General features: G+C 48.2%; 21 protein-coding genes. 16 read left to right on the top strand and 5 right to left on the bottom strand.

The genetic code is table 11. From position 1 onward, the window contains the following. Positions 1–11 precede the first annotated feature (11 nt). The 3 genes from Pla110_RS06505 to Pla110_RS22555 all read right to left on the bottom strand — a co-directional run bounded on the left by Pla110_RS06505 (position 12) and on the right by Pla110_RS22555 (position 2432). Positions 12–482 carry a nucleotidyltransferase domain-containing protein gene (locus tag Pla110_RS06505; protein ID WP_197440544.1) on the bottom strand — a complete coding sequence of 157 codons (471 nt, stop codon included), beginning with the start codon at positions 480–482 and terminating at the stop codon, positions 12–14. 605 nt (positions 483–1087) lie between these two features. Then, complete coding sequence (locus tag Pla110_RS06510; protein ID WP_144994405.1) at positions 1088–1375, bottom strand: DUF6881 domain-containing protein; 288 nt, start codon at positions 1373–1375, stop codon at positions 1088–1090. A 13-nt stretch (positions 1376–1388) separates the two neighbouring features. Further along, on the bottom strand, positions 1389–2432 hold the full coding sequence (locus tag Pla110_RS22555) for an HYD1 signature containing ADP-ribosyltransferase family protein (protein ID WP_197440545.1): 1044 nt from the start codon (positions 2430–2432) through the stop codon (positions 1389–1391). On the opposite strand from Pla110_RS22555, the gene Pla110_RS06520 reads away from it, so the two are divergent. The 5 genes from Pla110_RS06520 (at position 2379) to Pla110_RS06530 (ending at position 4610) form a co-directional block, all read left to right on the top strand. Further along, complete coding sequence (locus Pla110_RS06520; RefSeq protein ID WP_144994407.1) at positions 2379–3260, top strand: integrase core domain-containing protein; 882 nt, start codon at positions 2379–2381, stop codon at positions 3258–3260. The two genes, Pla110_RS22555 and Pla110_RS06520, sit on opposite strands and share 54 nt — an antisense overlap. Positions 3261–3626: 366 nt before the next feature. Then, complete coding sequence (locus tag Pla110_RS22560; protein WP_197440546.1) at positions 3627–3770, top strand: hypothetical protein; 144 nt, start codon at positions 3627–3629, stop codon at positions 3768–3770. A 69-nt stretch (positions 3771–3839) separates the two neighbouring features. Next, a complete protein-coding gene (locus tag Pla110_RS22565) occupies positions 3840–4013 on the top strand; it encodes a hypothetical protein (protein ID WP_197440547.1) in 174 nt (57 codons plus the stop codon). Continuing rightward, positions 4014–4298 carry a hypothetical protein gene (locus Pla110_RS06525; protein ID WP_144994409.1) on the top strand — a complete coding sequence of 95 codons (285 nt, stop codon included), beginning with the start codon at positions 4014–4016 and terminating at the stop codon, positions 4296–4298. It begins immediately after the preceding gene. A gap of 39 nt (positions 4299–4337) precedes the next feature. Continuing rightward, complete coding sequence (locus tag Pla110_RS06530) at positions 4338–4610, top strand: hypothetical protein (protein WP_144994411.1); 273 nt, start codon at positions 4338–4340, stop codon at positions 4608–4610. 210 nt (positions 4611–4820) lie between these two features. Here Pla110_RS06530 and Pla110_RS06535 read toward each other — a convergent pair whose 3' ends face one another. Together Pla110_RS06535 and Pla110_RS06540 are read right to left on the bottom strand one after the other, a co-directional pair. Beyond that, the gene (locus tag Pla110_RS06535) at positions 4821–5705 is read right to left on the bottom strand and encodes a hypothetical protein (protein ID WP_144994413.1); all 885 of its coding nucleotides are present in this window, start codon (positions 5703–5705) and stop codon (positions 4821–4823) included. A gap of 177 nt (positions 5706–5882) precedes the next feature. After that, positions 5883–6767 carry a hypothetical protein gene (locus tag Pla110_RS06540; RefSeq protein WP_144994415.1) on the bottom strand — a complete coding sequence of 295 codons (885 nt, stop codon included), beginning with the start codon at positions 6765–6767 and terminating at the stop codon, positions 5883–5885. Between the two features lie 739 nt (positions 6768–7506). On the opposite strand from Pla110_RS06540, the gene Pla110_RS06545 reads away from it, so the two are divergent. The 11 genes from Pla110_RS06545 to Pla110_RS06590 all read left to right on the top strand — a co-directional run bounded on the left by Pla110_RS06545 (position 7507) and on the right by Pla110_RS06590 (position 14608). Continuing rightward, the gene (locus Pla110_RS06545) at positions 7507–7758 is read left to right on the top strand and encodes a hypothetical protein (RefSeq protein WP_144994417.1); all 252 of its coding nucleotides are present in this window, start codon (positions 7507–7509) and stop codon (positions 7756–7758) included. A gap of 75 nt (positions 7759–7833) precedes the next feature. Then, positions 7834–8439, top strand: coding sequence for a hypothetical protein (locus Pla110_RS06550; protein ID WP_144994419.1), 606 nt, complete (start codon positions 7834–7836; stop codon positions 8437–8439). 251 nt (positions 8440–8690) lie between these two features. After that, positions 8691–9107: a hypothetical protein gene (locus Pla110_RS06555; RefSeq protein WP_144994421.1), complete on the top strand. Its 417-nt coding sequence runs from the start codon at positions 8691–8693 to the stop codon at positions 9105–9107. 423 nt (positions 9108–9530) lie between these two features. Next, entirely contained in the window at positions 9531–9929 is a 399-nt protein-coding gene (locus tag Pla110_RS06560) for a hypothetical protein (protein WP_144994423.1), read from the top strand. A 339-nt stretch (positions 9930–10268) separates the two neighbouring features. After that, entirely contained in the window at positions 10269–10730 is a 462-nt protein-coding gene (locus tag Pla110_RS06565; protein WP_197440548.1) for a DKNYY domain-containing protein, read from the top strand. Positions 10731–11241: 511 nt separating this feature from the next. Further along, positions 11242–11565 carry a hypothetical protein gene (locus Pla110_RS06570; protein ID WP_144994427.1) on the top strand — a complete coding sequence of 108 codons (324 nt, stop codon included), beginning with the start codon at positions 11242–11244 and terminating at the stop codon, positions 11563–11565. Next, positions 11565–11960: a hypothetical protein gene (locus Pla110_RS06575; RefSeq protein ID WP_144994429.1), complete on the top strand. Its 396-nt coding sequence runs from the start codon at positions 11565–11567 to the stop codon at positions 11958–11960. Before Pla110_RS06570 ends, Pla110_RS06575 begins: the two co-directional genes overlap by 1 nt. A 157-nt stretch (positions 11961–12117) precedes the next feature. Further along, a complete protein-coding gene (locus Pla110_RS22570) occupies positions 12118–12267 on the top strand; it encodes a hypothetical protein (protein ID WP_197440549.1) in 150 nt (49 codons plus the stop codon). 259 nt (positions 12268–12526) lie between these two features. Then, positions 12527–12895: a DUF1257 domain-containing protein gene (locus tag Pla110_RS06580; protein ID WP_144994431.1), complete on the top strand. Its 369-nt coding sequence runs from the start codon at positions 12527–12529 to the stop codon at positions 12893–12895. Continuing rightward, positions 12892–13083: a DUF2997 domain-containing protein gene (locus Pla110_RS06585; RefSeq protein ID WP_144994433.1), complete on the top strand. Its 192-nt coding sequence runs from the start codon at positions 12892–12894 to the stop codon at positions 13081–13083. Before Pla110_RS06580 ends, Pla110_RS06585 begins: the two co-directional genes overlap by 4 nt. 52 nt (positions 13084–13135) lie before the next feature. Further along, complete coding sequence (locus Pla110_RS06590; protein WP_144994435.1) at positions 13136–14608, top strand: AAA family ATPase; 1473 nt, start codon at positions 13136–13138, stop codon at positions 14606–14608. The last annotated feature ends 23 nt before the right edge of the window (positions 14609–14631 follow it).

Raw genomic sequence — 14631 nt, forward strand, 5'->3', positions numbered from 1 at the left:
ATGTTTGATGTTTATGGTACAGGAATAGTTGGCGGCTGATCGAACGGTCCGCCACGCCTGATGACTGACAGGTCCACATCCATGCCAAGCTTTCCCTGTAACTCTCGTCGCAACCCACGCAGGCCAGCTTCACCTGCTTGAATCTTTCCTGTTTGAATGGCGTGGAGCATTGTTCGCTCCTTCGCTGAGCCGGGGTTCGGCGTGCCAAATCGTGCCTTGACAAGCCCGTCAAACTCATCGGGCGACACCCTGACCCCAATATCAATGTCGGACGTTGCCTTGGCCGTTCCACCAGCACGACTACCCTGCACCACAATGTCGTCGCCCAGATGCCCGGTCTTCGAGCGAATCAGCGAGCCTGCCTCGTCGAATTGAGACTTCGTGAGTCCCTGGGGAATCCCCCTTGGGGCATTATAACTCCCATACCCTAAGCCTCCCATTGTAAAAGTATTAGGATCAACTCGATAGTTAATCTGATTCAATCCCGTCACATTCCTGAAGAAATCAGGTGCACCCACACCTAATCCCGCCGCGCCGAAACCGGCGCCGATGAGGTTAAGTGTTCCGCCGACATAATCGCCGCTTTGATAGGCATCGTAGGAAGGGACATACGAGGCTGTTCTGAGGGCGCTAGCCCCTTTGAATGTGGCTGGTCCACGAATGGACCAAGGTTTGAAATCTTCGGCAAGTATCAGGCCTGTTGGATTGATATCTTGAACACAAGCGACTCGAAATCAGGGGGAGTTGCCGGTTGCTTTTCCTGATGCTCACCGAAGCCGCTCAAGTACGCACGGGAAAGCGACCAGCCCACATCAGAGATACAAACATGATAGCATTTCAAGAATGGCTTAGAGAGCGACAGCAACAGGAAGCGTGTTGCTCAACACCGATGGCAGGCTCAAAGGCAGATCGCCGCTGAATCCGTTGCCGAAGGATTCAGCGTTCAACAAGAGCTTGAAGCAGAAGCCGAAAGCGTTGCCGTCAGGCGTGTCCTCGCTCAAGCCTTGGAAGCCTGCTCAACCGGCACGCTCCGCGCCATACAAACCGGCTCAGCCTGCGAAGGTGGGGATGCAGAAGCCGAATCGAGCTACTCGTGTTCGCCATTTTTATTCCAAGCGGCTTCAAATTCCCGTTGTGTTATTTCAGCGGGTATGAACTGTGAGTCAGCAGCGATATCCTCAAGCGATGGTAACGGCTCGATCGAGAGTTTGGTTTTGCCCGTTGTGCGTTGCTTCTCCGCCACGTCAGACCTCCCATTCTTATAGACTTCAACTTTCCGCAACTCCATGCGATGACTGTCAAGCTCTGAATACAAAAGCACGGGTTCGTCTTCGATATCATGCTTCCACTCGACCTTCAAGTATTCGTATTCCATAAGTCGGTTTCCTTTAATTCACTCCACTTCTGAGGACTCGACCAGTCACATTAAGTGACTCAGTATTCGGGACAACGAAAACACCGTCTCGTCCTCGAATCACTCGCAACCCACTCACGTCTATCTCAACGAAGTTGGAAAAGCGACGACCTTGGAATGGCTGGCCGATGAACGCACGAGAGAGTTGAGCAGGTGTCTTAGTTCCGGGAACAATGTCAGTCAGATATTGTCCATCGCCGTATCTTGCGTCCTTGGGATTCAATGCCTTCAAAGACGGAAATAACTCGTTGGAAGCACGAATGCCAGGTTCACCAGCTTCATCAGTGTAATGAAACAATCTTGATGGAATACCATCACGAACCCGGCGAAGATCGTTTGCCCTAGCCAGCCGAGAAGCAACTTCTGCTGGCGTCCGCGCCACAACCATCGCTTGTCGTTCAGCCAGCGACATTCTTGTTGGGGCATTATAACTCCCAGCCCCTAATCCCCCCATTGTAAACGTATCGAGGTCAGGTCGATAGTTAATCGGATTCAATCTCGGCACATTCCTGAAGAAATCAGGTGCACCCACACCTAATCCCGCCGCGCCGAAACCGGCGCCGATGAGGTTAAGTGTTCCACCGACATAATCTCCGCTTCGATAGGCATCGTAGGAGGCGAAACCTCCACGAACGGTCTGGATGCCATCGGCTCCGTAGGCGGCGACATACGAGGCTGTTCTGAGGGCGCTGGCCCCTTTGAATGTGGCTGATCCAATTTTGCCGACGAGGCCGTATCCACCCAGGCTGATGGCATCCAGAGCCAAATCTAGTTTTCCATCTTGTCCACCAGAGTAAACGACACGCCCCGCACTGTACGCCAAGCTGGCTTTACCCAGAAGGCTGAAGCCACTGTGTATTCCTGCACCAAGACTGCTCCCCGCCGCAACTGAGCTTAATGCCCAACCTCCACTGACGAACTGCGTCGCCGTTTGGCAGTCAGAGGAAAGCGGCTTGGTCGGAAGTTGCTGAGTGAACTCGGCGCGATCTTCACTCCCGATACCATTCTCCGCTGGCACCGGGAGTTGATTGCCCGGAAATGGGACTACTCATCGAAGAAGAAACGTGTTGGTCGACCTCGTATCCGAGCAGAGATCTTCGAACAGATTCTGCGGTTCGCGAAAAAGAATCCCAAGTGGGGAGCTGATCGAACTCAAGGTGCGTTGTCCAATGTTGGTTTTCACATTACCGACACGACTGTTTGGAATGTGCTCAAGTCGAACGGTATTGAGCCTGCCCCCGACCGCCTTGCCTCGATGTCTTGGCAAACATTCCTGAAATCTCACTGGGAAGTTATCTTCGCCGTTGATTTCACCACGGTAGAAGTCTGGATGAAGACAGGTCTGACGACGTTCTACGTAATGGAGGTGATGGAATTGAATCCAAGTAAAGTCGAGATCGCAGGCATCCCACCGAACCCAAACAAACAATGGATGATACAGGTTGGACGTAAACTCACCGGCGACAATGGTTTCTTGGAGTATGAGTCTCATTTGATACTTACTCGCGATACCTGTTTCCAGCCCTTGCGTTCTTTCCTGCAGAATCAGAGCGATGCTGAACTTGTACTTCTTTCGCCGAAAAGTCCGAACTTGAATGAGCATCTCGAACGATTCATGAGAAGTATGAAATGCGAATGCCTGAGGAAGATAATCTTCTTCGGTCAGTATGCAATCGAACGGGCGTTGAAAGGATACGTTGAACATTACCATTCCGAGCGAAATCACCAAGGGCTCGATAATCAGCTAATTGAACCTGGTGTTGAAGTCGGATGCGTCGCTGTCAAGATCGAATCACGTGAACGTCTCGGTGACCTGCTCAAGTATTACTACCGCGACGCGGTGTGAAACGACGTCGCTCGCAAGCCACAATTCTTGTAACGATCTGCGATATCGCTGCGCTCGGATGGTCATTTTCGCATCGATTCCGATTCCGATCCCAATCCTCAGGTCGCGAAATGAATCTCGTTCGGGATCCTTCGCTCTTCAGCATCACAACCGCTTGGAGTTACTCGTTCTCAACGTCGGCTGAATATTTTTACGATACCCCAATCGAAAAAGCCGACCGCATCCACAGAGCATCGCTACGCCGCCCAGCAACGAGCACAGGAAGCTTCGAAGGCCCAAGCCGACCGAGAGGAAGCGGAGATAAGACAAAAGCATCAGGCGCAACGTGAGAGGCTGGAAGAGCAATTCGGGAAACAGCTGGACGCCATGTCCGAAGAGACTCGCAATGACCTGCTCTCTAAGAGCCATCGCAAAGATTTGATCAAGTACATGACGCCGGAAATCAAACGCTTCAATCAGCTCACTGCGCTGTTTGAACTCTCCAAGAATCAAGCCGCCGCTGCCCGCTGATCCTCGGTCGTGAAATTACTTTCGTGGCAACGTTGCCAGGAACCCCACCAACAACCGGAAGGCCAAAAGATGCATCTCAGTTTTTATTTGATTTTCATATCGGTGATCGCCGTCGGGGCTTTTGTTCGAACGTTCTGGGTTGAGCGGGCGTGTGACGAGCGGATCGACAAAATCGTTCAGGAAATTTACCAACTCGAAAACCAGATCGCCGGAAACCCATCCCCTCAGCAGGAGAAACCATAAGTGACCGCAGGATTTGAAAACATCACGCTGCGAATCGAGCAGGAGGGCAAGGTGGTTGACCTGCCCATGACGAACAGCTTCCCGATCATTCCCGGAACCTACTTGTGGGTGTTTACACCGGGGCAGGAATGGCACCTCGCAGCGACAACCATTGAAGCCGAAGACATCGCTCGCAATGCAGGCCAGGTTCATGGAGATCGCCTGTTCTCGGTGAATTCACTTCAGGGCGGACTGTACCAGAACGGGAAGCTACTGAGCGAGTTCCCAACAGAAACGAATCTATAGCCCGCGAAGGTACCTAACACTTTTTTGCAGGAGTTAACTATGGGCAAGGCTTACAATATGTGGGGGGAAGAAATTGAGATTCATCTCAAGTGCAGGTGTCTTGTCGGGCAGAAGCGATACGATGCCCCGCCCAGGGATGGCAGCATGTTTCTCGGTGAATGGGAAACGAAAGAGGGTTACCCCAACGTGACTGACTTCTATTTCTGGAACGACGAACTCGAATTGTTTCAGGTCTATCACAGGAACGGGATTGCGTTTGAGAGGAACCCTCTCTGGTGGGCACCCTGGAACGGAAAGGATGGTGGGAAGTGAAAAGTTGGGCAAAAACAAACCGTAGGCGGGGCGAGTGAATCGACAAGAAAATTGCAGGAACCCTGACTATGGATGTAAAGCAGGAGCTAGTGTACTGTCTTGCAAATACAGGACCTTATCATTCCGGCAGAAATGAAGCAGACCCCGCTTATTCTACCGGCTACGACCCCCTGAATAAGTTCCATCTGTTAGCGACGGCACACTAGTCGATCAAGGATTGTTAACCACTTTGATCTCATGTACCTCACAATTGCGGAGATCGCATTCGGTTTTCAAGGCTTCATAAACTTCAGGACGCATTAACCAGCCCCTGTGAATATGAGAATCGAAGATGTCGTAATCTGGTACATACTTCTCGGGAATGAATTTATTCAAATTATAGTGTTCATATTCTTCTTGACGTTCTTGGGGTAAATCATAATCGACACACCCACAGAAATCACAAACTTTTGTAACTCGAGATTCTTTTTCTTTTATGTCCCGATAAGCGTCGAACTCAGTGATTGCATTGAAAAATATACCAACATCGTTCAAGTCATCTAATTTGGGAGCAGCTGCGAGTAAGTCACAAGGCTCTATGACATCCTCTTCCATGTCAAACTCATCTTCGAGGATGATTTCACTTTCTTTAAGCTCGCCAACTTGACCTAACAGGACGGGAAAAAAACAAAGCCCCGTAAACCGGTTTTTTTCAATAACTTGCTTTGCATTATCTCGCACAATGACGGACCCCATCTGGAAATAAACATCCGATTCTGGATACGAGGGAATATCCCATTTGATAGGCTGAAGATTGAATCCCGGTAAAAGTCTTGCGTTGGGATAATATTCTATTACTTTACGCTCCCACTTGCTTATAAAAACAGATAGTTCTTCCCAAGGCATATTTGGTTTTGCGTCAACAACATCAGCCATCTCTTCGCGAATTTCATCAGGGCATTCAAAAGTGGTGATTTGTCGGTAGGCCCATATTTCCCCGCACTTGGAACAGTTTGTACCTGGGATCCCGTAATCATATGTAGCTGATCCATTGATAAAAAAGTCGCGAAAGTCTCCACCCATATGAGTTTCATGAAGTTGGGTAAGTGTTGCCATGAGAAATATTCTTTCCTGGAAATAATCGGTAATCAATAAGCGTCAAAAGGATTCCTGTGTACTGTCTTGCAAAAACAGGACCTTATCATTCCGGCAGAAATGAAGCAGACCCCGCTTATTCTACCGGCTACGACCCTTTGAATAAGTTCCATCAGTTAGCGGCGGCACACTAGTCGATCAAGGATTGTTAACCACTTTGATCTCATGTACCTCACAATTGCGGAGATCGCATTCGGTTTTCAAGGCTTCATAAACTTCAGGACGCATTAACCAGCCCCTGTGAATATGAGAATCGAAGATGTCGTAATCTGGTACATACTTCTCGGGAATGAATTTATTCAAATTATAGTATTCATATTCTTCTTGACGTTCTTGGGGTAAATCATAACGGACATATCCACAGAAATCACAAGCTTTTGTAACTCGAGATTCTTTTTCTTTTATGTCCCGATAAGCGTCGAACTCAGTGATTGCATTGAAAAATATTCCAACATCGTTCAAGTCATCTAATTTGGGAGCAGCTGCGAGTAAGTCACCAGGCTCTATGACATCCTCCTCCATGTCAATCTCATCTTCGAGGATGATTTCACTTTCTTTAAGCTCGCCAACTTGACCTAACAGGACGGAAAAAAAACAAAGCCCCGTAAACCGGTTTTTTTCAATAACTTGCTTTACATTATCTCGCACGATGACGGACCCCATCTTGAAATAAACATCCGATTCTGGATACGAGGGAATATCCCATTTGATAGGCTGAAGATTGAATCCCGGTAAAAGTCTTGCGTTGGGATAATATTCTATTACTTTACGCTCCCACTTGCTTATAAAAACAGATAGTTCTTCCCAAGGCATATTTGGTTTTGCGTCAACAACATCAGCCATCTCTTCGCGAATTTCATCAGGGCATTCAAAAGTGGTGATTTGTAGGTAGGCCCACATTTTCCCGCACTTGGAACAGTTTGTACCTGGGATGCTGTAATCATATATAGCTGATCCATTGATAAAAAAGTCGCGAAAGTCTCCACCCATATGAGTTTCATGAAGTTGGGTAAGTGTTGCCATGAGAAATCTTCTTTCCTGGAAATAATCGAGTCAATTTCCAACCTGGACATTGACTCCTCGGTAATTAATAAGGATCAAAAGGATTCCAAAAGGTTTTGAAATACCACTCGAAGCCCGGTGATTCCATCCTCAAACTCGGAGCGATATAGACCATCCCTTTTGAGCGTAAAATTCAACCGGCTCTAAAACCTTCTGAGGATAGTGCACCGAGCCACCAGAAGCTTTCGTGTAAGTGCAGGTGATATTCCCAGCGAGCAATGAGGCGGCGAAAGCTCTTCAGCCAACTGATGGTACATTCGACATTGATTGTTTCTGTTGGCCGCACATTCACAAACAGGGATACGATTTATGGATAACATTGACTGGCGTATCGTTCTGGCCATCGCGATCCGCATTATTGCCATTTCTTACATGGTAGTGATTCTTTACCTGCAATGGAAACATAAGAATTGGTACGCTGCTCGCACAAGCCACAGTGGAGCCTGCCTGATACTGTTTGCGATTTGTTCTTTCATTGTGACAATCGTATGTTCCGAGTATAGGTCTGAGCTCCTGACAAGGATTGTGTCTTACATATGTTTTTTCTTGATCCCATTCCAGATTCGATGGATTTGGGACATACGATGGATCACCGTAACAATTACATCGATATGTGTGTGGGTATGGTTAGAGTTTTTCTACCTCCCCTTCCTGTGGCGTCTCATTTACAGTTGAATATTATCTTCTTGAACATCGTAAGGTGAAAAACTCAGCCAAAGTGCTCATGCGCGTCACTGTAGAGCGTTTTAATCTGGATGCGTCGCTGACGCCGCTGGAAGTGGAAACGCATCTGTTGCGAGACTGTTGCGGTCAGCGTCCGCGCAGAGCCTTGATTTTGGGGAAATATCGACTTTCAAGGCGAACAAAACGGACCGAGAAAGGGGAAATCATGTCGAACTCGACCAGAATATCTTTTATGATCACTTCCAAAAAACTCGATGGCCGTTATTAGTGCCACCGAGTAAACCATCTGGGAAATCCCGGATGTAGCCTCAGACGCTTTTTATCTTCAAAAGAATCCCGCAAAATGGCCATTATAGGAATAGATGATCGCAAACGACGAGATCAGAACCGAACTGGTGCCGAACAGTTATTGGTGTGCGTGAACATCGTTTCGGTGCTATGGACCAGTCTCGTGTTGGAACAACACAGCCGTTACCACTCAGCGACTTTCCCCGTTGTCTTTCTGTCAGCATTTCTGCTGATAGTGCTCTCGTCCTTCTACTTTTTCACGATTCTGATGCGCCTTAAACGGCAGAAAGAGGTGAGCTGGTTTCAACTCGCAAGCTTGTCAGCGTATCCTCTCGCGTTAACCATAATGGTGTCGAGTTCTTTAACTCACTGGCCCGCGTCGGTGCGGTTTTTTTTCAGTCGATCCAGTTTTGAACAGGTCGTGGAGGAGATCAATCAGGGCAGGGAGCCAGAGGAGTTTCCCAAGTGGATCGGCCTGTTTTGGATCGATAGCGTCACTACCTCCGGATACGATCTTTCGGCGAAAGCAGGCTCTGTCGATTTCATTACCGGCTTCGTATTCTGGGACGAATGTGGGATCAGTTACACTCCGGATCTTAGTGGCCGCTCTCCGAATCGTGACTTTCGTTTGGCTCCCGACTGGTATTTGGTAGAGTGGTGAAGGGCTCACCACCTATTCAAATTATTCGACGTTATTAGTGCCACCGAGTAAACCATCTGGGAAAGCCCGGCTTGGTCAGTTCTTCGCTATAAAAGATAAAGTTGCTAGAAACGAAATGAGATAATGGGATGTATCAAAGAGGGTTGGGAAACTTTCACTACATTCCAAGCCTAATTGAACATGTACAGTTGGAAATAAAATGATAACTGTAATTGTTCTTCATTCACCCCACGATTAAGGAGTATATATACATGTTGTTCAAATCCAATTCATTAATTGGGTCATTAATTCATTCAACGGCTGTTTTGACCTTTGTACTACTTACATTCTCCCCCGCCTTGATGTTGGGAAAAGAAAGTCGCTCAAAATGTGAACTAGAAAGAAATAAACTAGCAACAGAAGAAGCTCGACAGGATAAACCTAAGGTTCTCATCCGCCCTTGGGGTATATATATAGGTATGCCAGTTGATGACTTTCAGAAAGCATTCCCTAAGAACTTCGAACCTATGGTTGTATTTAACAGTATTTCTGAGCACTGGCTATTTGAAATCAAACACGAAGACGATGTGTATAAACTAGAGGTTGGCTTCACTACACCAAAGAATACTAGTAAAGTCGCCATGATTAGAAAAGTCGCCATGATTAAAATTGAGCTTGTAGGGGAATGAAGTAAAGTCCATTTTGAACATGTGTTGTGATTAAATGAGCTGTCATAGAGGCAGTTTTGCCTTGTTGAAAACAAAACACAAGTATTTTCATTGATGGCCAACGCCGCAAGGCGTATGCCAGGACTCGGAGTCCGGCTTCCACGAAGAGAGTTTTTTCTGATCTGGCTGACAGAACCGAGCCTGTTGCGGTCTGTGTCCGCGCAGAGCCTTGATTTTGGGGAAATATCGATTTTCAAGGCGAACATAACGGACCGAGAAAGGGGAAATCATGTCGAACTCGACCAGAATATCGTTTATGATCACTTCCAAAAAACTCGATGGCCGTTATTAGTGCCACCGAGTAAACCATCTGGGAAATCCCGGCTAGATCAACACGAAGTGCTTTTCGGCGGCACCAACCCCTTTTAAGGAGCAATGTCTCAAATGATACTGTCTGATGATTATAATGAATTGCATGTGCTTCTGAGAGCAATAATGGTGTTGAAGTTTGAAGTTGGCTCATCTGACAATAGAGTACGAGAATGTGCAGGTAGCAAGATTTTAGCTAAAGCACTAATCGATATATGCGATGCTATGCGTGAAATGTCCAAGAAGGCTGGACATGAAGAGAATGTAAAATATATAGACCAAGGCTTGCGTAGGCCAGATAAAATCGAAATGCGTTATATTAAGTCTGTATGCGGTCATGTCGAGTGCGCAGAACCATATTGGAGTAAGTTATCTCACGAGCAAAAGGATGAGTACTTAAGGGTATTGTTTAGTCCAATGGAAATGAATAATGAGGCTCGACTGCAAGTACTTAAGATGTGTGGGGATATGTAAATTGAATATACGTTTTAAATAGCTTTTTGACAACATCGAAACCGATAGGCAGTCGCTAAACCATACTCGTATCGTAAGAAGATTCAGCCGTTGTTGAAAACGAGTGAATTCAAGTGGTTGTGTTGCTGACAAGAGATGGATTTCGATTCAGAACAACGACTAACTTATTCAAAAAACATATTCTTTCCTGGCCTATGAGAGAACCAAATGATTAAATCCTCTTTATTATTTCTCTTGATAGTATGTTGTAGCTCATTGGGTTGCTCAGAAGGCTACGGAACTCACAAAGGAAACCATGTCTGGTATTCTAACTGGAATCAGGGGTCAGGGGATCGTCCCATGCTAGTCATGGATGACGTTCAAGGAGAATTGGTTGTTCTAAAGGATCATAGGTATGCCAAAACCGAGAAGAATGTATATATCCTGGGGGTAAAAATTCATGACGCCGATCCAGCCACATTTACTACCCTTGAATATCCATTTTCCAGAGATAAAAACCACGTTTACTGTGGAAGCTTGTATTTAATTGATGCTGACCCGGATGGGTTTAAGCTGTTATTCCAAAATGCTATGTTTGGGATGCTGGATCGTTTTAAAAAAGAGCCTTTCATTGCACAATATGGGGAGCACCCAGCTTTGGGGCATGAAAAGAGGTACTGTACCAAGTCTGCATGGTCCACTGATGGGAAAACGATTTATTTTGGATATGCTAAAGTAAAAAACGCCAATCCGAATACTTTTACAGCTCTAGATGGGCTTTATGGTAAGGATGACATGCATGTTTTTTCCGCCATGAAATAATGAAGAATGTGGATCATAAGACATTCATCATAAACAGCGAGGGCCTAGCACAGGACAAGCAGCATATATATATCAGAGATAAACCAGCTAATGCTGCTCAAATGAAGGCAATTACTGATTGAATTGACCTCGCATCGTAAATATATTCAGCCGACGTTGAAACCGAGGAAAACGCCCTTCAACGACAAAATGGAATCAAGGTTCTGTTAACAAAAACCAAGGTCGACTCGCACCACGAGAAGTATGTGAAGACCAGTATTGATGAGATGCGAACTAATCAGGATTTGATCTGTTGAGGCTGAATAGTTATTGACATTCAGATCTGATCCTGTAAAGTTGCAGACGTAACAAACCAATGTAGAGGACCCTTAGGGGAAATCCGCATTGGTTTTTTGTATTGGTAGACGAGATGTCTGCAGTTAATCAAATAATTCATAGCCCGGCCAGTGCGCGTTCCTGAACAACTCGTATTGGTGCGGGCTTTTTTCGTTCATTGAGTTTGGGAAGTGTGATGGCCGCTGAAAGCGATATTGAAGCACGAATGCGGCAAATTGGTGATCGGGTTACGACTGCCGAAGGGGTGATACGCCGGCTCGATGAACGGGAAACCAATCGACATGCGGTGGCTCAGGGCACGATTGATCGTCACGAGAGACGCATCGACGAGCATGAAGTCTGGCTGGATGGGGACAACCAATACCCGGGTATCAAATCGGACTTGTCGAATCTTAAAAGTCAAATGCAAAAACTTTGGTGGATGCTGGGAGCCTTCTTCGCGGCGATGGCGACGGCGGTTGTTGGTGTCCTCGTTCAAAACTTTACAGGAGGTGACTAATGAGGTCATCAGAGCATTCAAAAGAGTTGGCCGGGAACGGTCGTTTTATTGTTTTCAGTGTGGTGGGCGTCATTCTGATTCTGGCGTTGGCGGTGGCTCACGCTAAGGCGGGGCCGCCTGATCCGTGGGTTCGAATGACCAAGCCAAGTGGCTGCAGTGGTGTTGTGTTTGCCGCTTCTAAGGAAAACGGAATCTGGTTACAGACCTGTCGGCATTGCGTGACGGAAAAACAGGTCGTCTCTTTCCGCTTCTTCAAAGATGGGCAGGCCAGCCCCCCTGTCGATGGCGTGTGCGTTGCGCATCACAATACGGCTGATATTGCGATTTGCTGGGTGGATGCCTCGCAGCTTAATTACTCTCTGGCAGTGAGACGATTGTTCTCGAACTACTTTTAATTCTTCTAGTAATATCAAGTAAGGAATACTCGCATGTATAACACTAAACGCTTCCAGTTTAATCGTTTCTGCCAAGCGTGGCGAACATCTCCACCATCTCAAATTCTGTTAGGCTCATCTCATGGATGAGCATCATCCCTAATCGAAAACCCTTTAAATGAGAAATTCTGATCTCGGTTTCGAGTCCATGCTCTTTGGTTTGATCGGAGTCTGGGTCTTCTTCGGAACAGCCTATACCGTTACCGTGCTGTTCGGATTAGCCGCCCTCTTCGTGATCTATGCCATCAGTACTCATGACCGAAAATAACCTGCATCCACTAACCCCTCGTGATAAAGAAGGCGATCTTTACGAAAGAGCTTAAGCCTTCTCATCGCTCAGGAGACATCACCCTGACTCACTACACACCATGATCGTGAACCTAAATAATCGCCCATTTCATGTCATATACAATGAACCCGATAAGGTAGCTATCAGCCCACGCTGACAGCGATTTCAAACCAGAGGGAGTCCGAGTCATCCGATTCGGGCTCCCTTTTTCTATTTCCCATTCCACGAAAGGAACCGTATGTCGCACATCGTGCAAATTAAAACCGAAGTGCGGGAACTGGCCTCGATCCGAGCCGCCTGTACCCGCAACCAACTCCCGGACCCCGTTTACGGGAAGGTTCAGCTTTACAGCTCCGAAGCGACCGGCTGGCAGGTCCAGTTACCTGACTGGAGGTACCCCGTTGTCTGTCAGACCGACACAGGACAACTGAGTTACGACAACTACGAAGGACGCTGGGGCCACCCGGTGCATCTGAATTCCTTCCTCCAGTCGTACGCGATTGAACAGACCCGTCGCGTCGCTCGACGCCAGGGGTATTCCCTGACCGAGCAGCGGTTGTCCGACGGGTCGGTCAAGCTTCTGCTGCAGACGGGAGGTGCCCTGTGAAACAGATTGAAATCATCATCAGTCCGGAAGGAGGGTCCCGCATCGTTTCGAGCGGATTTTCAGGCAGGAGTTGTCTGGACGCAACCCGGAAACTTGAAGAAGCACTCGGGCAGCGGTTATCTCAAACCTTGACCCCCGAGTATCACGAACACACCAATAACCAGACCAACAACGAACAGCGGCAGTGAGCGAAAGCTTGCTGCCGTTGTTCTGTTAGCGGTCCTATCTAAAGGAGACTGTATGTCTTTGAAAAACCTGCGTGAATACATCGATGCCTGTTTCACCGGCATCTGGATTGAGACGGATGAACCGGACGAAGCGATTCTGCAAGTGAGACAACTGTCGCACGAAGCCGACTGGACGTTGTCCGTCTGGGATATCGCGAACGGATTTGAAGCGAGTGAGGGAAGCGAGACAGCCGATCCTCTGTCCGCTCTGGAGCTGTTTGGGACCCATGCGTCCCACACCGGGACGAACCTGCTGATCCTGCGGAACTTCCATCGGTTCCTGGGATCCCCCGAACTGATTCAACAGTTGAGCCATCAGCTGACGACGGGTAAACAGCTGCGGAACTTTGTGCTGATCGTCGCTCCGGTCGTCGACATCCCGGTGGAGCTCCGGAAACAGTTCCTGGTTCTGCAACACGAGTTGCCTAACCGGGAGAAGCTCCTCGAGATCGCCACCGAGATCGGCAGCCAACTGGGAGAACTCCCGGAAGGGGATGAGCAGGAACAACTGCTCGATGCCGCCAGTGGACTGACCCGTCAAGAAGCGGAAGCGGCGTTTGCCTTGTCACTCGTGCGAGAAGGCAAACTTTCTCCAGCCTCCCTGTGGGAACTCAAGACGAGTCAGCTGAAACAGAACGGTTTACTGGAACTTCATCGAGGTCAGGAACAGTTCGCTGATCTGGGAGGACTCGGCACTTTGAAAGGATTCTGCGAACGTACTCTTCGGACTCGTTCGAATAACACCTTGGCCAAACCCAAAGGTGTTCTTCTACTCGGAGTCCCCGGTACCGGCAAAAGCCAGTTCGCTAAAGCGCTCGGTCATGAAACCGGACGACCCACGTTGCAACTCGACATCGGTCGGTTAATGGGCAGCCTCGTCGGAGAATCTGAAAAGAACATCAGGCAGGCATTGTCGATCGCTGAAGCAATGTCGCCCTGTGTTCTATTTATTGATGAGATCGAGAAAGGGCTCAGCGGGGCACAGTCGGGCAATGCCGGGGACAGCGGTGTTTCCACGCGGCTGTTCGGTTATTTCCTGACCTGGCTCAACGACCATCAGTCTGACGTCTATGTCATCGCGACGTGTAACGACATCTCCCGGTTACCGCCGGAGTTCAGTCGGAGTGAACGGTTCGACGGTTTGTTCTTTCTCGATCTGCCCGACCGTACTCAGCGGGAACAGATCTGGGAGCAGTATTTGAACGTCTACGGTCTCGATGCATCCCAACCCCGTCCTGAAGACCAAGGCTGGACAGGAGCCGAGATCAAGTCAGCCTGTCGACTGGCGGCGCTGTTGGAAGTCTCACTCGCTGAAGCGGCGCTGCATGTCGTTCCGGTCGCCCAGACAGCCTGTGAGAAAGTCACGGGGCTGCAGCAATGGGCGAGTGGCCGTTGTCTCTCTGCTGAAACTCCAGGCATCTATCAGATGCCTTCATCCACGAAACGTCGACGATCAGTTCCCCAGGGAGATCCCTCTCTGAACTGATCCCGACGTTCTCTTAACTTTTC

The organism is Polystyrenella longa (assembly GCF_007750395.1).
Classification (GTDB): domain Bacteria; phylum Planctomycetota; class Planctomycetia; order Planctomycetales; family Planctomycetaceae; genus Polystyrenella; species Polystyrenella longa.

What these genes read in the sequence shown, in the direction of transcription:
- Pla110_RS06510 (WP_144994405.1), bottom strand. Translation starts at nt 1,375, where the DNA reads ATGGAATACGAATACTTGAAGGTCGAGTGGAAGCATGATATCGAAGAC.
- Pla110_RS22560 (WP_197440546.1), top strand. Translation starts at nt 3,627, where the DNA reads ATGTCCGAAGAGACTCGCAATGACCTGCTCTCTAAGAGCCATCGCAAA.
- Pla110_RS22565 (WP_197440547.1), top strand. Translation starts at nt 3,840, where the DNA reads ATGCATCTCAGTTTTTATTTGATTTTCATATCGGTGATCGCCGTCGGG.
- Pla110_RS06530 (WP_144994411.1), top strand. Translation starts at nt 4,338, where the DNA reads ATGGGCAAGGCTTACAATATGTGGGGGGAAGAAATTGAGATTCATCTC.
- Pla110_RS06535 (WP_144994413.1), bottom strand. Translation starts at nt 5,705, where the DNA reads ATGGCAACACTTACCCAACTTCATGAAACTCATATGGGTGGAGACTTT.
- Pla110_RS06540 (WP_144994415.1), bottom strand. Translation starts at nt 6,767, where the DNA reads ATGGCAACACTTACCCAACTTCATGAAACTCATATGGGTGGAGACTTT.
- Pla110_RS06550 (WP_144994419.1), top strand. Translation starts at nt 7,834, where the DNA reads ATGGCCATTATAGGAATAGATGATCGCAAACGACGAGATCAGAACCGA.
- Pla110_RS06555 (WP_144994421.1), top strand. Translation starts at nt 8,691, where the DNA reads ATGTTGTTCAAATCCAATTCATTAATTGGGTCATTAATTCATTCAACG.
- Pla110_RS06560 (WP_144994423.1), top strand. Translation starts at nt 9,531, where the DNA reads ATGATACTGTCTGATGATTATAATGAATTGCATGTGCTTCTGAGAGCA.
- Pla110_RS06565 (WP_197440548.1), top strand. Translation starts at nt 10,269, where the DNA reads ATGCTAGTCATGGATGACGTTCAAGGAGAATTGGTTGTTCTAAAGGAT.
- Pla110_RS06570 (WP_144994427.1), top strand. Translation starts at nt 11,242, where the DNA reads ATGGCCGCTGAAAGCGATATTGAAGCACGAATGCGGCAAATTGGTGAT.
- Pla110_RS06575 (WP_144994429.1), top strand. Translation starts at nt 11,565, where the DNA reads ATGAGGTCATCAGAGCATTCAAAAGAGTTGGCCGGGAACGGTCGTTTT.
- Pla110_RS22570 (WP_197440549.1), top strand. Translation starts at nt 12,118, where the DNA reads ATGAGAAATTCTGATCTCGGTTTCGAGTCCATGCTCTTTGGTTTGATC.
- Pla110_RS06580 (WP_144994431.1), top strand. Translation starts at nt 12,527, where the DNA reads ATGTCGCACATCGTGCAAATTAAAACCGAAGTGCGGGAACTGGCCTCG.
- Pla110_RS06590 (WP_144994435.1), top strand. Translation starts at nt 13,136, where the DNA reads ATGTCTTTGAAAAACCTGCGTGAATACATCGATGCCTGTTTCACCGGC.